The sequence below is a fragment of the Amycolatopsis granulosa genome (assembly GCF_011758745.1).
GTDB classification, from domain to species: domain Bacteria; phylum Actinomycetota; class Actinomycetes; order Mycobacteriales; family Pseudonocardiaceae; genus Amycolatopsis_E; species Amycolatopsis_E granulosa.
In genome coordinates, this window is record NZ_JAANOV010000001.1 from 767,080 (window position 1) to 786,335 (window position 19,256).

Here is a 19,256-nt window from a genome sequence, read left to right on the forward strand (position 1 = left end):
CCCGCGAGCGGCCCGGCACCAGGGTGGTCAGAGGCGTTCGACGATGGTGACGTTGGCCTGACCGCCGCCCTCGCACATCACCTGCAGGCCATACCGGCCACCACGGCGTTCCAGTTCGGCGATCATCGTGGTCATCAGCCGCGCGCCGGTGGCGCCGATCGGGTGGCCGAGCGCGATCCCGCCGCCGTTGACGTTGGTCCGCTCCAAGTCGGCACCGGTCTCCTTGGCCCACGCCAGCACCACCGACGCGAACGCCTCGTTGACCTCGAACAGGTCGATGTCGTCGACCGACAGGCCGGTGCGCGCCAGCGCGTGCCGGGTCGCCGGGATGGGGCCGGTCAGCATCCACACCGGGTCCGCGCCCCGCACCGAGAGGTGGTGGATGCGGGCGCGCGGCGTGAGACCGTGCTGCTCGACGGCCCGCGGCGACGCGATGAGCAGTGCGGCGGCCGCGTCGCTGATCTGCGAGGCCACCGCCGCGGTGATGCGCTTGCCGCCGGCGACCGGCGGCAGCGCGGCCATCTTCGCCAGGCTGGTGTCACGCCGTGGCCCCTCGTCGGTGTCGAACCCGTCGACCGGGGCGATCTCGCCGGTGAACCGGCCGCCGTCGATCGCCGCGATCGCCCGCCGGTGGCTCTCCAGCGCGTAGACCTCCATGTCCTCGCGGGAGATGTCCCAGTGCTCGGCGATCATCTCGGCGGCGCGGAACTGGGAGACCTCCTGGTCGCCGTAGCGCTTCAGCCAGCCCGGCGATTCGGCGAACGGCGTGCTGAACCCGTACTGCTGCCCGACGAGCATCGCCGCCGAGATGGGGATCGCGGACATGTTCTGCACACCACCCGCCACGATCAGGTCGGCGGTGCCGGACAGCACCCCCTGCGCGGCGAAGTGCACGGCCTGCTGACCGGACCCGCACTGCCGGTCGACGGTCACGCCCGGCACGTGGTCGGGCAGCCCGGCCACCAGCCACGCGGTCCGCGCCACGTCCCCGGCCTGCGGGCCGATCGTGTCGCAGCAGCCGAAGATGACGTCGTCGACCGCTCCCGGGTCGATCCCGGTGCGGTCGACGAGCGCGCGGATCGCGTGCCCGCCCAGGTCGGCGGAGTGCTTCCCGGCCAGCGCGCCACCGCGCCGCCCGACGGGCGTGCGGACGGCGTCGACGATGTAGGCCTCGGACACGGTGTTCTCCTCAGGGGGACGATGGGATCACGGGTGCTGACTGCTGGCGGAGAGGACCTCGCCGGTCAGGTAGGAGGCGTAGTCGCTGGCGAGGAAGACCATCAGGTTCGCGATCTCCCACGGTTCGGCCGCGCGGCCGAACGCCTCACGGCTCGTGAGCTCGGCGAGCAGTTCCTCGCTGGTGACCTTGGCGAGGAACGGATGCATCGCGAGGCTGGGTGAGACCGCGTTGACGCGGATGCCGTGCGGCGCCAGGTCCATCGCGGCGCAGCGGGTCAGCGCCATCACACCGGCCTTGGCCGCGGCGTAGTGCGCCTGCCCCTCCTGTGCGCGCCAGCCCGCGATGGAAGCGTTGTTGACGATGGCGCCCCCGCGGCCCGCGGCCACCATGCGCCGGCCCGCGGCCCGCACGCAGCGGAACGTGCCGGTGAGGGTCACGTCGAGGACCTGGTGCCACTGCTGGTCGGTCATCTCCAGGACGGAGGCGGTGCCGCCGAGGCCGGCGTTGTTGATGACGACGTCCGCGCCGCCGAACCGCTCCGCCACGTCGAAGAGCGCCTCGACCTGCTCCTCGTCGGTCACGTCGCACCGGATCGAGGCCACCCGGTCACCGCCGAACTCCCCGGCCAGCGCCTGATGCGCCTCGGCGAGGCGGCGTTCGTGCGTGTCACTGACGACCACGGCCGCCGCCCCCTCCTCCAGGCAACGGCGAGCCGCGGCCGCGCCGATGCCCGCCCCCGCGGCCGCGGTGATCACGACCGTGCGGCCCTCGAGCAGACGGTGCGCGGGCGGGTAGTCCGGCGCGCGCTGTTCCTTCTCCGTAGTCGTCACGGCAACTCCCTCGGGCTCCTCGGGCCGGCCGGCCGCGGGATCTGGCCAAGCATCGGCGGGCTCCCGTACAGTACCAAACCAAGCATTTGTTAGGGAGAGGATGTGGAGAGGCATGCCGAGCACACCGGATGAGCCGGTGGTCACCTACGAGCGCCGGGATGCGGTCGCCCTCGTGACCCTCAACCGCCCGGAGTACCGCAACGCGCAGAACTCGAAGATGACCTACGCGCTCGACGCGGCGTTCACCCGAGCGGTCGACGACGACGAGGTCAAGGTGATCGTGCTGGCCGGCAGCGGACGGCACTTCTGCGCCGGGCACGACATCGGTACCCCGGACCGGGACGCCGACGAAAGCTTCGAGCGCAAGGCCGTGATCTGGTGGGACCACACCGGCCGGGCGGGCGTGGACCGGCGGTTCGCCCGCGAGTCCGAGGTCTACCTCGGCATGTGCCGCCGGTGGCGGGAGATCCCGAAGCCGATGATCGCCATGGTGCAGGGCGCGTGCATCGCCGGCGGGCTCATGCTCGCGTGGTCGTGCGATTTCATCGTGGCCTCCGACGACGCGTTCTTCGCCGACCCCGTGGTGCGGATGGGCATCCCGGGCGTGGAGTACTTCGCGCACCCGTGGGTGCTGAACCCCCGCGCGGCCAAGGAATTCCTCTACACCGGCGACCGGATGCCGGCCCGCCGGGCGTACGAGCTGGGCATGGTCAACCACGTCGTGGAACGCGCCGAGCTGGAATCGCACACCCTGGCCCTGGCGGCGCGCATCAGCGCGATGCCCGCCTTCGGGCTCGCGCTGACCAAGCGAGCGGTCAACCAGGCCGAGGACCTGCAGGGCATGCGCGCCGGCATGGACTCGGTGTTCGGGTTGCACCACGCCGCCCACGCGCACAACGCGGAGGTCGGCGGCGACTCGCTGGCCGGCATGGACGCCCGCGCGATGCGCTCGGGTGCCCGGCCCGGAGGCGGGGCGGCGTGAACCTCGACTTCACCGAAGGCGAACTGGCGTTTCGCGACGAGGCACGGGAATGGCTCCGCGAGCACGTCCCGGCCGGGCCGATGCCACCGCTGGACACCGCCGAGGGGTTCGCCGCCCGCCGCGAGTGGGAGGCCACCCTCGCCGCGGCACGCTGGTCGGTCGTGGCCTGGCCGGAGAAGTACCACGGCCGGGACGCCTCGATGGTCGAGTGGGTGCTGTTCGAGGAGGAGTACTACCGCAGTGGCGCGCCCGTGCGGGCCGCCCAGAACGGCATCTCGCTGCTCGCGCCCATCATCTTCGAACACGGCACACCCGAGCAGCAGGACCGGTACCTGCCCGCGATGGCGGACGGCACCGAGATCTGGGCGCAGGCGTGGTCGGAGCCGGAGGCGGGCAGCGACCTCGCGTCGATCCGCAGCACCGCCACCCGGGACGAGGCCCGCGGCGGCTGGCTGCTCAACGGGCAGAAGACGTGGAGCTCGCGCGCCGCGTTCGCCGACCGGGCGTTCGGGCTGTTCCGGTCCGATCCCACGGCCGAACGGCACCGCGGCCTGACGTACTTCCTGTTCCCGCTCGACGCCGAGGGCCTGAGCATCCGGCCCATTGCCCAGCTCGACGGGCACCCCGGGTTCGCTGAGCTGTTCTTCGACGACGTGTTCGTGCCCGACGCGGACGTGCTCGGCGCGCCCGGAGACGGCTGGCGGGTCGCGATGAGCACCGCGGGCAACGAACGCGGTCTGTCGCTGCGCTCGCCCGGCCGGTTCTGCGCCGCCGCCGACCGGTTGCTGGCGCTGTGGCGGGAGCGGGGTGCCGGGCACCCGCACCTGCGCGACCGCGTGGTCGATGCCTGGCTCGCGGCGCAGGCCTACCGGCTGTACACGTGGGGCACCGTGACCCGGCTGGCGGCCGGAGGGGACGTCGGCGCGCACGGCAGCGTCAACAAGCTGTTCTGGTCGCAGCTCGACGTGGGGTTGCACGAGGTGGCGCTCGACCTGCTCGGCCCCGAGTCGGAGTTGCGGGACGAGCCGTGGCTGGACGGGTACCTGTTCTCGCTGTCCGGCCCGATCTACGCGGGCACCAACGAGATCCAGCGCAACATCGTGGCCGAGCGCCTGCTCGGCCTGCCGAAGGGAGGCCGGGGCCGGTGAAGTTCGCCCTGAACGACGAGCAGCGCGACTTCGCGAAGTCGCTGGACGACCTCCTCGGCGCGGCCGACGTGCCCGCGGCGGCCCGCGCGTGGGGCGAGGGCGACCACGCGGCCGGCCGGAAGCTGTGGACGCGGCTCGCGGACCTGGGGGTGCACGGGCTGTGCGTGCCGGAGGACGCGGGCGGGCTCGGCGCGACCCCGGTGGACGTGGTGGTGGCGTTCGAGCAGCTGGGCCGCCACCTCGTGCCCGGCCCGCACGTCGAGTCGATCGTCGTGGCCCCCGTGGTGCTGGCCGCGGTCGACCCGGGCGCGCTCGAGCGGCTGGCTTCGGGCGAGCTGGTCGTGACGCTCGCCGCGCCGCCGCACACGCCCTACGCCCTGGACGCCGACATCGCCGATCTCGTGCTCCTCCTCGACGGGGGCACGCTGTGCACCGCGACCGCCGGGGCACTGCACCGCTCGGTCGACACGGCACGCCGCCTGTTCCCCGTCACCGCCGCCGAGCACCTGGCGACCCTGCCGGAGGACACCGTGGCCGCCGCGTTCGACGCGGCGGCGCTCGCGTGCTCCGCGCAACTGCTGGGCGCGGGGGAACGCCTGCTGGCCGAGGCGGTGGAGTACGCGAAGACGCGCCGGCAGTTCGGCCGGGCGATCGGCGAGTTCCAGGCACTCAAGCACGCACTGGCCGACGTCCGCGTCGGCCTCGACTTCGCGCGGCCGCTGCTGTACGGCGCCGCGCTGTCGCTGGGCTCGGCCGATTCCGCGCGGGACACCTCGGCGGCGAAGGTCGCCGCGGCGGATGCCGCCTACCGCGCGGCGCGCACCGCCCTCCAGGTCCACGGCGCGATCGGCTACACACTCGAACACGACCTCGGCCTGTGGATCACGAAGGTCCGCGCGCTCGTCTCCGCGTGGGGTACGCCGTCCGTGCACCGGACGCGGGTGCTGGCGGCGCTGGGCACGGCCTGACACCGGCGGACCGGCGCCCGCCCGCGCGGCGGGCGCCGGTCACGGGCCGGGCGTCAGGGCGCGGTGAACCCGTCCAGGAACACGCGCGCGGTGTCGGCGGCGAGCTGTTCGATCCCGTACGCCTCCGACGGGTGGAACCAGCGGGGCGCGAGGAACACGGCGTCGCGGAGGAACCGGTGGAAGACGCGCGGGTTCACGTCCCGCCGGAACGCGCCCTCCTCGACCCCGAGCGTGATGGCCTGCTGCCACGTCTCGAAGATCCGCGTCGCGAGTTCCCGGGTCGGTGAGCACTGCTCGTGCGCGGCGAAATATCCGCGGTTGCCCTGGTAGATCTCGCTCGCGTGGGGATGGTCCCGCGACGCCTCGAGCGAGTCCAGGATCAGCGCGTGCAACCGCGCCCGGCCGTCCACGGCGGAAGCCATCGTGACCTCGTACCGCTCGAGGAGCGACCGCAGGTACGCGGACACGATCTCGGACACCATCGTGTCCTTGGAATCGAAGTAGTGGTACAGGCTCCCCGACAGGATCCCGGCGACCTCCGCGATGTCGCGCACGGTGCAGCCGCTGATCCCCTTCTGCGCGAACAGCGGCGCCGCCCGCCGGAGGATCTCGGTCCGGCGCTCCTGCCCGGCCACCGTCGGGCCCCTCACCGCGGCAGGACGAACGTCGCCCACGCCTGGACCGCGACGCCCCCGGTCTGCCGGGTGCACACCAGGTCCAGGTCGACGTGCCACACGCCGTCCACCTCGTAGGTGCGGGCCACGCTGCCCGAGCAGGTGAGCGTGTCCCCGGCCCACACCTGTTCCCGGAAGCGGACCCGGTAGCGGCGCACGTTCTCCGCGCCGAGCCAGTCGGTCGCCCAGGTGGCGAGCAGCCCGGCCGGGAACATGCCGACCGCGAACGGCTCGGTGAACCCGGCCGCGCGGGCGAAGCCCTCGTCGTGGTGGATCGGGTTCATGTCACCGGAAGCGCCCTGGTAACGCACGATGTCGGTGCGGGTCAGCGGTCCGCGGACCAGCGGTTCCGGCACCGTGAGGACGGGCTGGGTCACGACGTCTCCCCCGGGGTGCGGCCGGTCTCGACGCCGGTCATCTTCGCCTCCGCGACGAGCCGCCCGGTCTCGTCGCGGAACTCGGTGACCATGACGACGAACGTCATCACGCCGCCGCGCCTGCCCCGCTTCTCGTACATTTCGGTGATCTTCGACCGGCACCGCAACGACGTGCCGGCCACGGGCGGCTGCCCGTGGAACACGTACTCCTGCTCGGCGTGCATGCCGCGCTGCTGGTTGAGCTCGACCCGCTGCCACGCATCGGCCCCGCCGTCCTGCCAGAAGAACTGCGTGGTGAGGAACGTCGGCGGGACCGGTGGCCGCTCGGCGTCGAGGTAGGCCGGGTTCGAGCTCCCGGTGGCGCGAGCGAACTCGCGGATCTTGCCGCGTTCGACGTCGAGCCGGAAGGGCTCGCCCTCGTGTCCCACGGCTGCTGGATTGGCCATGTTTCTCCTCACGCCTCGCCGGGGTGCGTGCCCGGCAGGTTCCGCAGCACCTCGCCGGCCTGCGTCATGATCCGGTCGATCAGTTCGGCGGTGCTGGGCAGATCGTCGATCAGGCCGACAACCTGGCCGGTGGCCATCACGCCGACGTCGTGCCTGCCCTCCAGCAGCGCGGTCCGGTAGAGCATCGGCGCGTTGGCCGCCATCACCACCTGGCTCCAGGACAGTCCGTGCGCCTTCCGCATCGCCAGGCCCTCGCGGACCATGTCGAGGTAGGGCGTGCCGGACATCTTCCGGAACGCGACGGCGTTGCGGGCCGCGCGCAGCAGCCGGCCGGGCCCGCTGGTGCGTTCGAGCGCCTCGATGGTCCGCCCGCGCAGAACCCGTTGCGGCACGCCGTCGATCTGGGTGGTGAGCACCGTGTCGTCGACGGTCTTGCCGAGGTAGACCTCCTTGACCGCCTGCGCGACCGGCGAGTCCTTCGTCAGCAGGAAGCGCGTGCCCATGGCGATGCCGTCCGCGCCGTAGGCCAGCGCCGACACCAGTCCGCGGCCGTCGAAGAAGCCGCCCGCCCCGATCACCACGATGTCCACCGCGTCGCACACCTGCGGCAGCAGCAGGCTCGTCGGCACCCCACCGGTGTGCCCGCCGCCCTCGCCGCCCTGCACGATCACCGCGTCGGCGCCCCACGCGGCAACCTTTTCGGCGTGCCGCCGCGCCCCGATCGACGGGACCACGACCAGCCCGGCGTCCTTGCACCGGGCGATCAGCTCCGGTTTCGGCGCGAGTGCGAACGAGGCGACCTTGACGCCCTTGCGTGCCATCAGGTCGATGCGCTGCACGACGTCCGGCTGGTCGGCCCGGACGTTGACCCCGAAGGGCCGATCGGTGCGTTCCCGCACGGCGTCGATCGCGGCGGAGAGCTCCGCGTAGGACAGCAGCCCGGCCGACAGGATGCCGAGCCCGCCCGCGGCCGCGGTGGCGGCCGTCAGGCCCGCGTCGGAGACGTACCCCATGCCGGTCTGCACGATCGGGTGCTCGACGCCGAACAGCTCGGTCGCGCGGGTGCGCAGCTTCGGGGTCACGCCGGCACCTCCTCGTCGCGCCGGCCGCGGGGGTCGAGCACGTCACGGATCAGCCGCAGTTCCTCCTCGGTGGGCAACCGCGTCTCGGGCACCTCGCCCTCGATCACGAGCGGGAACCCGGTCGCGGCGCGCACCTCGTCCACCGTGACGCCGGGGTGGACCGACCGCAGCCGCATCGCCCCGCCCTCGGGCGCGAAGTCGAACACCGCGAGGTTCGTCACCACCCGCCGCAGGTCGTGGTACCGGCGCGCGCCGGTCCCGGCGGCCGCGGCCGAGTCGTGCCCGACGCCCGACACGAGGTCGACCCGGGGCACGAACGCGCGCGGGGCGTGCTTGGGGACCCAGTAGCTCACCGGGTGCGTGACGGTGTTGCCCGGAGCGCCGCGCACCCCGATGAGCTGCACCTTCGGCCGCGCGTGGTCGCCGAGGGCGGAGATGTTCGTGTTGCCGTACCGGTCGATCTGGACGGGGATCATCATCGCGTGCCGTTTCCCGTGCCACACCAGGTCGAAGATCCGCCGGAACGGCGACCAGCCCTCGACGACGCCATCGGCCGGGGCGTCGACCGCCCACGTGCCGCGCATGAGCTGCGCTTCGCCGTCGGTGAGCAGCAGGTCCGGCGCGAAGGTGGCGCGCGCGAGCCGCACCCCGATCGCCGGGATCGTGCCGAAGGCGCTCGCCAGGATCTCCCCGTCGCCCCGGAACGCCTCCGCGCACGCGATGACGCACACCTCGGCTCTCGTCGCGTCCGTCATGCCGTCCTCGCTTCCGCGTCGCGGGCGTGCTCTGCGCCGCCCGAGAGGTACTCCCGCCGGAACTCCGCCCAGGCCTCGGGTGAGGCGGCGGAGGCGGCGTAGTCGTGCAGTGCCTGCGTGTCCACGTCGTAGTCGGGGACGCACGAGGTGAAGTGCGCGCCGCCCGGCGCCTCGACCACGCCGTCCACCACGAGCCGCTTGAGCACGAGCGTCGCCGGGTGGGCCTGCGCGGTCAGCTCCGCGGTGGGCACGATCCGCTCGCAGGAGACGAACGCCTGCTCGGCGGCAAGGCAGAACAGGTCGTCGAAGTACGGGTCGGGACCGAGGAACTGCGCGTTGCCGTGGACGTCGGCGCGGTTCATGTGGACGAGCGCGGCGTCGAGCGGGATCGCCGGCATCGCGATCAGCTCGTCCCCGCTGCCGTAGGGGTCGGCGACCGTGCGCAGCTCGGGGTTGCCCGACGACACCGACGACCCGAGGCCCGCGCGGGTGGGCAGGAACGGCAGCCGGAGGCCGGCGGCGTAGAGGCCCCACTGGAGCATGCCCTCGTCGTACTCGGCGACCTCGATCTCGCCACGCTGCCGCGCGGCGCGGAAATGCGGGTCGAGCGGGACCGAGTCCAGCGTCACGAACCCGAAGACCAGCTTGCGGACCTTGCCCGCGGCACACAGCAACCCCACGTCGGGCCCGCCGTAGGACACGATCGTGAGATCGGTGAGGTCGGACCGGAGGATCTCCCGCACCAGTGCCATCGGCTTGCGCCGGACGGCCCAGCCGCCAATTCCGATGGTCATGCCGGACCGAAGCCGGCCGACCACCTCGCGCGCAGACATCTGTTTACCCGTCATCCACGAACTCCTGATTCCTCGGCCACCATGCGAATTGCACCAAGCGCTTGCTTGATTCTAGACATCGGGTGACGGCCGTCAACACTTGATCCAAGCGAGCGCTTGGTCTGGACAGCGGAACCGCCGGGGCGCACCCGGCGTCAGCGGGTGGTGAACACGAACCCCTCGTAGCCGTCCTCGCGGACCTCCTCGCACCGCTGCCGGTAGGCACCCAGCCCGGCGACGTAGGGCATGAACCGGCGCGGTTTGCCGGGGATGTTCGCACCGAGGTACCAGGAGTTCGCGCGCGGGAACAGCGTGGCGTCCGCGGCCTGCTGCACGTGGTCGGTCCACTTCACGGCGGCGTCGTCACGCACCTCGACCTGGGTCGCGCCGGTGCCGTCGGCGTGCCGGACCAGGTCGACCAGCCAGTCGACCTGCTGCTCGGCCGTGAGCACCATGTTCGACAGCACCGACGGCGCACCCGGGCCGTTGACCGTGAACAGGTTCGGGAACCCGGGGATCTGCACGCCGAGGTAGGTGACCGGGCCGTCCGCCCACGCCTCGGTGATGCTCCTCCCGCGCGCACCGCTGATGTCGATCCGGGTCAGCGCACCGGTCATCGCGTCGAACCCGGTGGCGTAGACGAGCACGTCGAGCTCGTACAGCGCGGCCGTCGTCTCCACGCCCCGCGGGGTGATCCGGGTGATCGGCTCACGCCGCAGGTTGACCAGCGCGACCGTGTCCTTGTTGAACGTCTCGAAGTACCCGGAGTCGGTGCAGATCCGCTTGGTGCCGATCGGGTGGTCGGTCGGGATGAGATCCCGCGCGGTCACCGGGTCCCGCACGATCTCCCGGATCTTGCGCTCGGCGAACTCGCGCGCGTAGTCGTTGGCGGTGATGTCGGTGAACTGGTCGGGGAACGTCTTGCCGAACAGCACACCGCCGTTGCGCCAGCCGGCCTCCAGCGCGGCTTCCCGTTCCTCCGGGGTGCATTCCACGGCCCGCTTCGGGTAGGACTCGTGCGGCGACCCGCCGCCGCTCGCGCGCGCCTTGGCGCGACGAGCCGGGTACTCGGCGCGGATGCGCCGCTGATCCGCCTCGGTGAGCGGCCGGTTCAGCGCGGGCACGCTGTAGTTCGCGGTGCGCTGGAACACCGTCAGCGAGTCCGCCTCACGCGCGAGGATCGGCACCGACTGGATCGCCGACGAGCCGGTGCCGATGACGCCGACCCGCTTGCCGGCCAGCGACGGGCCGGGCTCCGGCCAGCGTGCGGTGAAGTAGGTTTCACCGGCGAATTCGTCCGCACCGGGGATGTCGGGCCGGTTGGGCGCCGACAGCGAACCGGTCGCGAAGAGCAGGTACCGCGCGCGGTGCTCCTCCCCGCCCGCCGTGCGCACCGTCCACCGCGATGCGTGCTCGTCGAAGCGGGCGGCGGTGACCCGGCGCTCCAGCAGGACGTGCCGGCGCAGGTCGAACCGGTCGGCGACGTGGTGGATGTAGGCGAGGATCTCGGGCTGGGTCGCGTACCGCTCGCTCCACACCCACTCGTTCTGGAGGTCCTCGTCGAAGGAGTACGAGTAGTCGATGCTCTCCACGTCGCAGCGGGCACCCGGGTAACGGTTGAAGTACCAGGTGCCGCCGACGTCGGAACCGGCTTCGAGGCACACGACGTCGAGCCCGGCGCGGCGGAAGGCGTGCACCGCGTAGAGGCCGGCGAACCCGGCGCCGACGATCAGGACGTCGCGCACCGGATGGGGGGTGTTGCTGGTCAAGACACTGCTCCTTGTGCTGTGGGGGCGTGCATCCGGTCCCGCAGGTCGTGCCACAGCAGGGCACGGGCCGACCGGGCGGCCTGGAGGGTCGCGATGGTGAGGAAGCCGTGGAACAGGCCCGGGTAGTGCCGGTGGGTCACCGGCACACCGTCGCGCGCGAGCGCGCCCGCGTACGCCCGGCCCTCGCTGGCGAGCGGGTCGAGGCCCGCGGTGACCACGATCGCGGGCGGGAGGCCGCGCAGGGTGTCCGCGGCGGAGGGCACGATCCGGTGCCTCGGCTCGGGGATGCCGTCGCCGGGCAGGTACTGCCGCCAGTACCACTCCATGTGGGCCTTGGTGTTGCCGAAGCCGGTGGCGTAGCGGTGGTAGCTCTCGGTGTCGCAGGACGGGTCGAGCACCGGGTAGATCAGCACCTGCCCGGCCACCGCGGGACCGCCCTCGTCGCGGGCGGTGAGGCACGCGACCGCGGCGAGGTTGCCGCCCGCGCTGTCCCCGGCGACGAACACCCGCGCCGGATCACCGCCCAGCTCGGCGGCGTGCGCGGCGGCCCAGCGAAACGCCGCGCACGCGTCGTCCGCGGCCGCCGGCGCCTTGTGCTCCGGCGCCAGCCGGTAGTCCACCGACACCACCACGGCCCCGGTGCCGGCGGACATCTCCCGGCAGAACCCGTCGTGCGACTCGATGTCGCAGAACACGAACCCGCCGCCGTGGCAGAACACGACGACCGGCCGGGGCTCGTCACCGGCGTGGTGCGGGAAGTACACGCGCACCGGCAGGTCACCACCCGGCCCGGCGAGCACGCGGTCCTCGGTGCGGGCCACGTCGTCGAGGTTGCGCACCGGCTGGCGCCGCGCGGCGATCGCAGCGCGTGCCTGCGCGCCGGTCATCTCCTCGATGGGCGGGAACCCGGTGTCGAGGGCCTGGATGACCGCGGAGACCTCCGCATCGAACACGTTGCTCCTCCCTCAGGCGGTTTGGCCGCCGTCGATCACGAACTCCTGGCCGGTGCAGTAGCTCGACGCGTCGCTGGCGAGGAACGCGACGAGCGCGGCGACCTCCGCGGGCGTGCCGACGCGCGGGATCGGCTGGCCGGCGACGGCACCGAGACCGGAGCGGGTGCGCTCGGAGATCATCGCCGTGTCGATCGCGCCGGGGCACACGCAGTTGACGCGGATGCCGAACTCGCCGAGCTCCTTGGCGGCCGACCGGCTGGCGCCGCGCAGTCCCCATTTCGAGGCGCTGTACCCGAGCCCGCCGCCGAAGCCCATGACGGCCGCGGTGGAGGCGATGTTGACGATCGACCCACCGCGCTCGCGCATGAGCGGCAGCACCGCCTGCATGCCGAGGATCGGGCCGACGAGGTTGACGCCAAGAGTCCGGGTTAGATATGCCTCCTCCATCGTCGCAAGCGGCGCCTTGCGGTAATAGCCCGCGTTGTTGACGAGCACGTCGAGGCGGCCGAACTCGGCCCCGGTGCGGCGCACGGCCTCGGCCCACGCGGACCTGCTGCTCACGTCGAGCGCCAGTGCGAGCGTCTGCGCGCCGAGTTCGGCCGCGACGGCCGCGACCGCGTTCTCGTCCAGGTCGGCCAGGACGACGTGCGCACCCAGGCGAGCCATGGTCCTGGCGTGCTCGGCGCCCTGTCCCTGGGCGGCCCCGGTGACGAGCACGACCTTGTCCCGCAAATCCACCAGCTGCTCCGTCACGTTCCACATCCTCGGGTCGTACCGAATGTCGAGCAAGCGCTTGGTGTGGAGACGATACACGGTCGCGGGCCGCGGAGCGAGGGCCCGCGACCGGTCTACCTAGCAATTGCTTGCTCAGTTCGATACGATCTGCGGCATGGCCGGCAGGGGCTGAAGTGCGGGCGGATCTTCGCCGTCGTCGTGAGCGGCCGCCGGCACGGCACGATGGGGGGCGCAGGCTCGACCGGTTCGGCTGCCGGCACATCTCGCCCATGGGCGGCTGGCGACGGCCGGAGCGCCGGCTGATCGGCGCGCCCGGCAAACACGGTGAAGCGTCGCGCGGACTACTGGGTGCCGCGGCCCCCGGTGAAGCTCTTGCACGACCGCGCAGTGGTGAACACCGACCTGGCGGTGCTGGACCACGACGCGGAGGGACGATCTACGAGACTCTGCATCCCGCAGGAAGCCGGGACCAGGAGGTCGCGGCTAACTCGTGAGCAGACCGCCGTAGAGGACGTCGAGGTACTGCTTGGCCACCGCCTCCGGCTTGTACTTGCCCCGGGGGCGGTACCAGCGCACCGTGGACCACACGGTGTCGCGGATGAACCGGTACATCAGGTTCATGTCGACGTCCTCGCGGAACACCCCGGCCTTCTGGCCGGCGAGCAGCACGCGCAGCCACGCCTTTTCGACCTGGCGGCTGCACTCGCCGACGTACTCGAAGCCCGGCTGCCGCAACAGCGTGTCCACTTGGTTCTGGTAGAGCGCGACGGCATGCGGGGTGGTCGAGATCGACTGGAACGAGGCCGCGATCAGCTCGTCGAGGGCCTGGCGGGGGTCCTCGAACTCCCGCTCGATCCGGTTGAACCGGTCGAGCAGGTCGGTGAGGAACCCGCGCAGGATCTCGTCGAGCATCGCCTCCTTGGAGCTGAAGTGGTGGTAGAGGCTGCCGGAGAGAATGCCGGCCTCGTCCGCGATGTCGCGGACCGTGGTCTCGGCGTACCCGCGCGTGGCGAACAGCGCCGCGGCGATGCCGAGCAGTTCGTCCCGGCGGTCCGAGCCGCTGCTGCCGCCGGCCGGGCCCGCCGCACGTTTGACGCTGCCCCGACGGGTCCTCGTCGCCATCTCGCTTCCCTCCCGCAGTCGCGAACTCCACACCAAGCGATTGGTTTTCCGAAGTTTGCCACAGTCGGGCCCGCACGGCTGGCCCGACCTGCCCCGCGGGACCGCCCCGGCGGTTTTGGGTCTGGCCCCGCCGCACCCCCGCCGTTAGTATACCTAGCAAGCACTTGGTCGTTTTGGAGGAGAGCTGTGGGTACGGTGGACGTCCCGATGACCATCCCCCGCCTCGTCGCCGAGGTGGCGCGCAGGCATCCCGATCAGCCGGCGGTCGTCGACGGAAATGTCCGGATCACCTACGCGCAGCTGGCCGAGCAGGTGACCGACACGGCTCGCGCGTACGCGGTTCGCGGGCTGCGCCGGGGCGACCGGGCCGCGGTCTGGGCCCCGAACCGGCTGGAATTCGTGCTGGCCGTCCTCGGCGCGCAGACCATCGGCGCCGCGGTCGTGCCCTTGAACAGCCGGTACCGGGGTCACGAGGCCGCGACGATCCTCGCCCGCTCGCGCGCCGCCACACTCGTGCTCGCCGGCGGCTTCCTCGGCACCGACTTCCTGGGCATGCTCCGCGCGGCCGCCGCCGAGCTGCCGGGGCCCGCCGGACGGGGCCCGGTGCCCGGCCTGCCGCACCTGCACACCGTGGTCGACCTGGGCGCCGGGACCTCCGACGGGGACGTGCTGTCCTGGGCCGGTTTCACCGAGGGCGGACGGGGCGTCGACCAGGACCGGTTCGCGGCCATGGTGGCGGCCGTCACACCGGACGACATCTGCGACATCATGTTCACCTCGGGCACCACCGGGGTGCCGAAGGGGGTGCTGAGCGCGCACCGGCAGACGATCGACGTCGCCCGGATCTGGGCCGAGCGCGCCGGACTGGGCACCGGCGACCGCTACGCCGTCGTCAACCCGCTCTTCCACGGCTTCGGCTACAAGGCGGGCATGGTCGCCTCGCTCACCGCGGGCACCACGATCTACCCGGTCCCCGCGTTCGACGCCGACGCACTGCTGGAGCTCATCCAGGCCGAGCGGATCTCCGTGCTCCCGGGCCCGCCGACACTGTTCACGTCGCTGCTCAACCACCCGCGGCTGCACCGGTACGACACCTCGTCGCTGCGGTACTCGGTCGCCGGCGCGGCGACCGTACCGCGATCGCTGTTCCGGCGGATGCGCGAGGAGCTGGGGTTCGACTCGGTGAGCCAGGCGTACGGCCTGACCGAGGCCGTCGTCGTCACGCAGTCCCGGCCGGACGAGGACCCGGAGCACCTCGCCGAGACCACCGGCCCACCGGTCGAGGGCATGGAGGTGCGCATCGCCGGCCCCGACGGCCGCGAGGTGCCGGCCGGCGAGGAGGGCGAGATCCTCATCCGTGGTCGCAACGTCATGCTGGGCTACTTCGAGGACGAGCGCGCCACGGCCGCGGCGATCGACGCCGGCGGCTGGTTCCACAGCGGCGACGTCGGCAGGGTCGACGAGCACGGATGCCTCCAGATCACCGACCGGATCAAGGACATGTTCACCGTCGGCGGGTTCAACGTCTACCCGGCGGAGGTGGAGAACGTGCTCGCGTCTCACCCGGACGTGTCGGAATCGGCCGTCGTCGCGAAACCCGACCCGCGGATGGGGTCGGTGGCGCTCGCGTTCGTCGTGCCGCGCCGGGACGCCACACCGAGCGTGGCGGAGCTGATCGAGTACTGCCGCGCCCGGCTGGCGAACTTCAAGGTGCCGCGCGAGATCGTGGTGCGCGCGGAGCTGCCGAAGAACGCCAGCGGCAAGATCCTCAAGACCGAACTGCGCGCCATCTCCCGGGCGTGAGGCGGTCGCGGGCCGGCGACGTCAGGCGCCGCCGGCCCAGAACTCCTGCCACGACCGCCACTTCTCCGGCAGCGTGGCGGAGTCGACCAGCGGGTTCCCCGGGAAGTGGAACCGGCCCCCGGCGTCCTTCGGTCCGTGCCGCACGTCGGCCGCGTAGAAGGGCTGCACCGTGCGACTGCGGAACCGCCATCCCTCCGGCGTGCGCTCGTAGCGGTCCCAGTACTGCATCGGCATGACGATCCACTCGTCGCCCACCTCGTGCTCCGGACGGCAGTACACCACACCCGTGGCGTGGTCGGCGCCGGTGAACTCGATGACGTGGTTGCCGATCAGGTGGAACGTGATCCCGTACGGGCGCAGCACCGGGCCGAACCAGGCGGCGAGCGCCTCCCGGCCGGTGCCCCCGCCGGCGACGCGCACGTCGGGGACGAACAGCGACACGAGGCGATCGACGTCGCGGGAGTCCAGCGCGAGCGCGTAGGTGCTCACGAGCCGGCGGATCTCCTCGATCGATTCCAGGCGGTCGAGCCGGTCGGCGACGGACACGCGCGCTCTCCCCTCATCCCGGTCCCTCATCTCGGTGCGTGCTGCAGGAAGGCGGGCCACTCGCCCCCGCCGTCGACGTTGAGCACCGCACCGGTGATGTGCGCGGCGAGGTCGGTGGCGAGCAGGAGGCACGCCTGCCCGACGTCGGCGGGCGTGGCGAAGACTCCGCGCGGGATGGTGGCGGCGATGCGCGCGGCCTGCTCGGCGTCGCCGTAGTGATCGGTCGCACCGGGGGTCGCGACGAGCCCGGCGCTGACCGCGTTGACCCGCACGCGCGGCGCCCACTCGACGGCGAGGCTGCGCGTGAGGCTCTCCAGGGCCGCCTTCGCCGCACCGTACACGGCGGTGCCGGGACTCGCGCGGCGCGCGCTGATCGAGGTGATGTTGAGGACGACCCCGCCCTCGTCCTGCTCGCACATCACCGGGTGCACGGCGTGCGCGACGTAGGCCGCGCTGAGGAAGTTCAGCTCGACGATCCGGCGGTGGAACCGCGTGGAGGCGCCGGCGAACTCGCTGAACGGGGCGCCACCGGCGTTGTTGACGACGATGTCGATGTGCCCGTGCCGCTCCGCGACCTCCTCGACCCAGCGGGCGATCTGCTGTTCGTCCCGGACGTCGACCCGGGTGTAGCCGGGCACCCCGTCCCGGTCGCTGCGGCCACACGTCTCGACGGCCGCGCCCGCGGCGCGGAAGGTCTCGACGATGCCGGCGCCCACGCCGCGCGCACCCCCCGTCACCAGGGCGACCTTGCCCGACAGGCCCAGTTCGATCGTCACTTCCCCGTCCCCCTTGCCGCTCGATTCGTCACCAACCTCCATCCTAGCGTGGAAAACCAAACAAATGCTAGGTTCGGTCAGGAGTCGATGACCTGGGAGGTCTTTCTGATGGAGTACGCCGTGATGGCGCCGGTGGCGGCGGGGGTGACCGCGCGTCCGGAGTGGATGGCGGGGTTCGCCCGGCACGTCGAGGAATGCGGCTTCGATTCGATCGTCGCGGTCGAGCACACCGTGGTGGTGAACCGGTATTCCAGCGTCTACCCCTACGACAGCTCGGGGAAGATGGAGCTGGCCGACGACTGCGACATCCCCGATCCGCTGGACCTGCTGATGTTCCTCGCCGCGCACACCAGCCGGGTCGAGCTCGCGACCGGCGTCCTCGTGCTCCCCAACCACCATCCCGTCGTGCTCGCCAAACGCGCCGCGACGATCGATGCGCTCTCCGGCGGGCGCCTGCGGCTGTCCGTGGGTGTCGGCTGGATGCGCGAGGAGATCGAGGCCTGCGGTGCGGAGTTCGGCGCCCGCGGGCGGCGCGCCGACGAGCAGATCGACGTGCTGCGCCTGTTGTGGACGGACCGCTCCCCCACCGGAGCCGACCACGACGGGGAGTTCTTCACGTTCCGCGGTGCGATGACCTACCCGAAACCGGCGCGCCCCGGTGGCGTCCCGATCCACATCGGCGGGCACAGCCGGGCCGCCGCGCGGCGCGCCGGACGGCGCGGCGACGGGCTGCAGCCGATCGGGGTCGACGGCGAGCGGCTGCGGGAACTCCTCGACCTCATGCGCCGCGAGGCCGAGCTGGCCGGCCGCGATCCGGACGCCCTGGAGGTGACGCTCGGCCACTCGGTGCGGGCCGTCACCCCGGAGAAGGCCGGGGCGCTGGCAGCGCAGGGGGCGGACCGGCTGGTGCTGCAACCGGCCCCCAGCGACGACCTCGCCGCCGTGCGGGACGAGCTGTCCGCGTGCGCGCAACGGCTCGGGCTCGCGTCATGACGCTCACCACCGAGGACCGGATCGAACTCGCCGATCTCGTCGCGCGGTACGCCGCGGCCGTGGACGACCGGGACTTCCCCGCGGCCGCCGCGCTGTTCACCGAGGACGGCGTGCTCGCGATCCCGTCCCCGCCGGACGACCTGCGGCCCGTCGTCGTCCGCGACGGACGGGCGGCGATCGCGGAGGCGTTGCACGCCGTCGAGGCGTTCGCCCGCACCCAGCACGCGCTGGTAGGAGAGGTCTTCGACGGCGGCCCCGACGAGGCGGCCGGGCGGGTGGCCGCGGTCGCCCACCACCTCGGCCCGGACCCCGCGGGCGATCAGGTGGTCGTCACGTGGTACTTGCGCTACCTCGACCGCTACCGCCGGACCGGCGACGGCTGGCGCTTCACCCGCCGGGAACTGCACCTGGACTGGGTCCAGACCTACACCCCGGACCGGTGGCAGGAACGAGCGCGGAGGGACCATGCCTGACCGGCCACGGGTCTGCGTCGTCACGGGCGGTGCGCTGGGCATCGGCGGTGCCGTCAGCCGCCGGTTCGCCGCGGCCGGTGACCTCGTCGTGCTCAACGACATCGACGCCGGCGCCGCGCGGGCCACGTGCCGCGACATCGAGGCCGCGGGCGGGCGGTGCGTGGTCGTCCCCGGCGACATCACCGAGGACGCGGTCGTGGCCGCCACGGCGCAGACCGCGCTCGACGCGGCGGACGGCCGGGTCGACGTGCTGGTCAACAACGTCGGTGATTTCCGCCCGGTGGCGTGGACCTTCGACCGGTCCACCCCTGACCAGTGGCGGCGCCTGTACGAGCTGAACCTCCACCACGTGTTCACGATGACCCATGCGCTGCTTCCGGCGATGATCGGCCAGGGGCACGGCGCGATCGTGAACAACGCGACCGTGGAGGCGTTCCGGGGCATCCCGGGCAAGGCCGTGTACTCGGCGTTCAACGCCGGCGTCGTGGCGTTCACCCGCAGCCTCGCCGTCGAGGCCGGGCGGCACGGTGTGCGGGTCAACGCCATCGCCCCCGACCTCGCCGACACGCCGCAGACCCCCGCCGCGGCCATGCTGCGCGGCCGCGACCCGGACCTGATCCGGTCGTGGGTGCCGATGGGCCGGTTCGGCGATCCCGCCGACTACGCCGCGGCGGTGTGGTTCCTCGCCTCCGACGAGGCGCGCTTCATCACCGGCCACACGCTGCCCGTCGACGGCGGCACGCTGGCCGCGTCCGGCTGGTACGGGCGCGCGGATGGCAAGGGGTGGACGAACCTGCCCGGCAAGCCGTGA

The 19,256-nt window shown here is 72.4% G+C and carries 21 protein-coding genes; 7 read left to right on the forward strand and 14 right to left on the reverse strand.

All coding sequences use genetic code 11. The features are described from left to right. Positions 1 to 27: 27 nt before the first annotated feature. On the reverse strand, positions 28 to 1,179 hold the full coding sequence (locus FHX45_RS03745) for an acetyl-CoA C-acetyltransferase (RefSeq protein ID WP_167096647.1): 1,152 nt from the start codon (positions 1,177 to 1,179) through the stop codon (positions 28 to 30). 27 nt (positions 1,180 to 1,206) lie between these two features. Further along, positions 1,207 to 2,010: an SDR family oxidoreductase gene (locus FHX45_RS03750; protein ID WP_341771340.1), complete on the reverse strand. Its 804-nt coding sequence runs from the start codon at positions 2,008 to 2,010 to the stop codon at positions 1,207 to 1,209. A gap of 112 nt (positions 2,011 to 2,122) precedes the next feature. On the opposite strand from FHX45_RS03750, the gene FHX45_RS03755 reads away from it, so the two are divergent. From FHX45_RS03755 to FHX45_RS03765, 3 genes are read left to right on the forward strand one after another with little or no spacing between them, the layout of a single operon-like run. After that, positions 2,123 to 2,992: an enoyl-CoA hydratase gene (locus FHX45_RS03755; RefSeq protein WP_167096651.1), complete on the forward strand. Its 870-nt coding sequence runs from the start codon at positions 2,123 to 2,125 to the stop codon at positions 2,990 to 2,992. Beyond that, positions 2,989 to 4,140 carry an acyl-CoA dehydrogenase family protein gene (locus tag FHX45_RS03760; RefSeq protein ID WP_167096653.1) on the forward strand — a complete coding sequence of 384 codons (1,152 nt, stop codon included), beginning with the start codon at positions 2,989 to 2,991 and terminating at the stop codon, positions 4,138 to 4,140. The genes FHX45_RS03755 and FHX45_RS03760 overlap by 4 nt, the downstream gene beginning before the upstream one ends. Next, a complete protein-coding gene (locus FHX45_RS03765) occupies positions 4,137 to 5,108 on the forward strand; it encodes an acyl-CoA dehydrogenase family protein (protein ID WP_167096655.1) in 972 nt (323 codons plus the stop codon). The genes FHX45_RS03760 and FHX45_RS03765 overlap by 4 nt, the downstream gene beginning before the upstream one ends. A 53-nt stretch (positions 5,109 to 5,161) precedes the next feature. Here FHX45_RS03765 and FHX45_RS28540 read toward each other — a convergent pair whose 3' ends face one another. From FHX45_RS28540 to FHX45_RS03815, 10 genes are all read right to left on the reverse strand, one after another. Then, positions 5,162 to 5,758 carry a TetR family transcriptional regulator gene (locus tag FHX45_RS28540; protein ID WP_167096657.1) on the reverse strand — a complete coding sequence of 199 codons (597 nt, stop codon included), beginning with the start codon at positions 5,756 to 5,758 and terminating at the stop codon, positions 5,162 to 5,164. After that, a complete protein-coding gene (locus FHX45_RS03775; protein ID WP_167096659.1) occupies positions 5,755 to 6,159 on the reverse strand; it encodes a MaoC/PaaZ C-terminal domain-containing protein in 405 nt (134 codons plus the stop codon). Before FHX45_RS03775 ends, FHX45_RS28540 begins: the two co-directional genes overlap by 4 nt. Then, positions 6,156 to 6,605, reverse strand: coding sequence for an FAS1-like dehydratase domain-containing protein (locus tag FHX45_RS03780; RefSeq protein WP_167096661.1), 450 nt, complete (start codon positions 6,603 to 6,605; stop codon positions 6,156 to 6,158). Before FHX45_RS03780 ends, FHX45_RS03775 begins: the two co-directional genes overlap by 4 nt. An 8-nt stretch (positions 6,606 to 6,613) precedes the next feature. Next, positions 6,614 to 7,675, reverse strand: coding sequence for an NAD(P)H-dependent flavin oxidoreductase (locus FHX45_RS03785; protein WP_208406442.1), 1,062 nt, complete (start codon positions 7,673 to 7,675; stop codon positions 6,614 to 6,616). 8 nt (positions 7,676 to 7,683) lie between these two features. Next, on the reverse strand, positions 7,684 to 8,442 hold the full coding sequence (locus FHX45_RS03790; protein ID WP_167096665.1) for a CoA-transferase subunit beta: 759 nt from the start codon (positions 8,440 to 8,442) through the stop codon (positions 7,684 to 7,686). Next, the gene (locus FHX45_RS03795) at positions 8,439 to 9,290 is read right to left on the reverse strand and encodes a CoA transferase subunit A (RefSeq protein ID WP_167096667.1); all 852 of its coding nucleotides are present in this window, start codon (positions 9,288 to 9,290) and stop codon (positions 8,439 to 8,441) included. The genes FHX45_RS03790 and FHX45_RS03795 overlap by 4 nt, the downstream gene beginning before the upstream one ends. Positions 9,291 to 9,430: 140 nt before the next feature. Next, positions 9,431 to 11,044, reverse strand: a complete 1,614-nt coding sequence (locus tag FHX45_RS03800) for a flavin-containing monooxygenase (protein WP_167096669.1) — start codon at positions 11,042 to 11,044, stop codon at positions 9,431 to 9,433. Next, positions 11,041 to 11,997 (reverse strand): alpha/beta hydrolase, encoded by a 957-nt coding sequence (locus tag FHX45_RS03805; protein ID WP_341771341.1) that lies wholly within the window; start codon positions 11,995 to 11,997, stop codon positions 11,041 to 11,043. The genes FHX45_RS03800 and FHX45_RS03805 overlap by 4 nt, the downstream gene beginning before the upstream one ends. A gap of 12 nt (positions 11,998 to 12,009) precedes the next feature. Further along, complete coding sequence (locus FHX45_RS03810) at positions 12,010 to 12,750, reverse strand: SDR family NAD(P)-dependent oxidoreductase (protein ID WP_341771342.1); 741 nt, start codon at positions 12,748 to 12,750, stop codon at positions 12,010 to 12,012. 465 nt (positions 12,751 to 13,215) lie between these two features. Beyond that, entirely contained in the window at positions 13,216 to 13,854 is a 639-nt protein-coding gene (locus tag FHX45_RS03815; RefSeq protein ID WP_167096673.1) for a TetR/AcrR family transcriptional regulator, read from the reverse strand. Positions 13,855 to 14,061: 207 nt separating this feature from the next. Here FHX45_RS03815 and FHX45_RS03820 point away from each other — a divergent pair, with 207 nt between their 5' ends. Next, positions 14,062 to 15,657, forward strand: coding sequence for an AMP-binding protein (locus tag FHX45_RS03820; protein ID WP_167096675.1), 1,596 nt, complete (start codon positions 14,062 to 14,064; stop codon positions 15,655 to 15,657). Positions 15,658 to 15,678: 21 nt separating this feature from the next. On the opposite strand, the gene FHX45_RS03825 is transcribed toward FHX45_RS03820, so the two are convergent. Next, entirely contained in the window at positions 15,679 to 16,203 is a 525-nt protein-coding gene (locus tag FHX45_RS03825) for a nuclear transport factor 2 family protein (RefSeq protein WP_167096677.1), read from the reverse strand. A gap of 26 nt (positions 16,204 to 16,229) precedes the next feature. Further along, the gene (locus FHX45_RS03830; protein WP_341771343.1) at positions 16,230 to 16,979 is read right to left on the reverse strand and encodes an SDR family oxidoreductase; all 750 of its coding nucleotides are present in this window, start codon (positions 16,977 to 16,979) and stop codon (positions 16,230 to 16,232) included. Between the two features lie 87 nt (positions 16,980 to 17,066). On the opposite strand from FHX45_RS03830, the gene FHX45_RS03835 reads away from it, so the two are divergent. The 3 genes from FHX45_RS03835 to FHX45_RS03845 are packed head-to-tail and all read left to right on the forward strand — an operon-like array spanning position 17,067 to position 19,256. Continuing rightward, the gene (locus FHX45_RS03835; RefSeq protein WP_243868916.1) at positions 17,067 to 17,972 is read left to right on the forward strand and encodes an LLM class F420-dependent oxidoreductase; all 906 of its coding nucleotides are present in this window, start codon (positions 17,067 to 17,069) and stop codon (positions 17,970 to 17,972) included. Further along, positions 17,969 to 18,445: a nuclear transport factor 2 family protein gene (locus tag FHX45_RS03840; RefSeq protein ID WP_167096681.1), complete on the forward strand. Its 477-nt coding sequence runs from the start codon at positions 17,969 to 17,971 to the stop codon at positions 18,443 to 18,445. The genes FHX45_RS03835 and FHX45_RS03840 overlap by 4 nt, the downstream gene beginning before the upstream one ends. Further along, positions 18,438 to 19,256: an SDR family NAD(P)-dependent oxidoreductase gene (locus FHX45_RS03845; RefSeq protein WP_167096683.1), complete on the forward strand. Its 819-nt coding sequence runs from the start codon at positions 18,438 to 18,440 to the stop codon at positions 19,254 to 19,256. Before FHX45_RS03840 ends, FHX45_RS03845 begins: the two co-directional genes overlap by 8 nt.

What these genes read in the sequence shown, in the direction of transcription:
- FHX45_RS03755 (WP_167096651.1), top strand. Translation starts at nt 2,123, where the DNA reads ATGCCGAGCACACCGGATGAGCCGGTGGTCACCTACGAGCGCCGGGAT.
- FHX45_RS03780 (WP_167096661.1), bottom strand. Translation starts at nt 6,605, where the DNA reads ATGGCCAATCCAGCAGCCGTGGGACACGAGGGCGAGCCCTTCCGGCTC.
- FHX45_RS03790 (WP_167096665.1), bottom strand. Translation starts at nt 8,442, where the DNA reads ATGACGGACGCGACGAGAGCCGAGGTGTGCGTCATCGCGTGCGCGGAG.
- FHX45_RS03795 (WP_167096667.1), bottom strand. Translation starts at nt 9,290, where the DNA reads ATGACGGGTAAACAGATGTCTGCGCGCGAGGTGGTCGGCCGGCTTCGG.
- FHX45_RS03815 (WP_167096673.1), bottom strand. Translation starts at nt 13,854, where the DNA reads ATGGCGACGAGGACCCGTCGGGGCAGCGTCAAACGTGCGGCGGGCCCG.
- FHX45_RS03820 (WP_167096675.1), top strand. Translation starts at nt 14,062, where the DNA reads ATGACCATCCCCCGCCTCGTCGCCGAGGTGGCGCGCAGGCATCCCGAT.
- FHX45_RS03835 (WP_243868916.1), top strand. Translation starts at nt 17,067, where the DNA reads ATGACCTGGGAGGTCTTTCTGATGGAGTACGCCGTGATGGCGCCGGTG.
- FHX45_RS03840 (WP_167096681.1), top strand. Translation starts at nt 17,969, where the DNA reads ATGACGCTCACCACCGAGGACCGGATCGAACTCGCCGATCTCGTCGCG.
- FHX45_RS03845 (WP_167096683.1), top strand. Translation starts at nt 18,438, where the DNA reads ATGCCTGACCGGCCACGGGTCTGCGTCGTCACGGGCGGTGCGCTGGGC.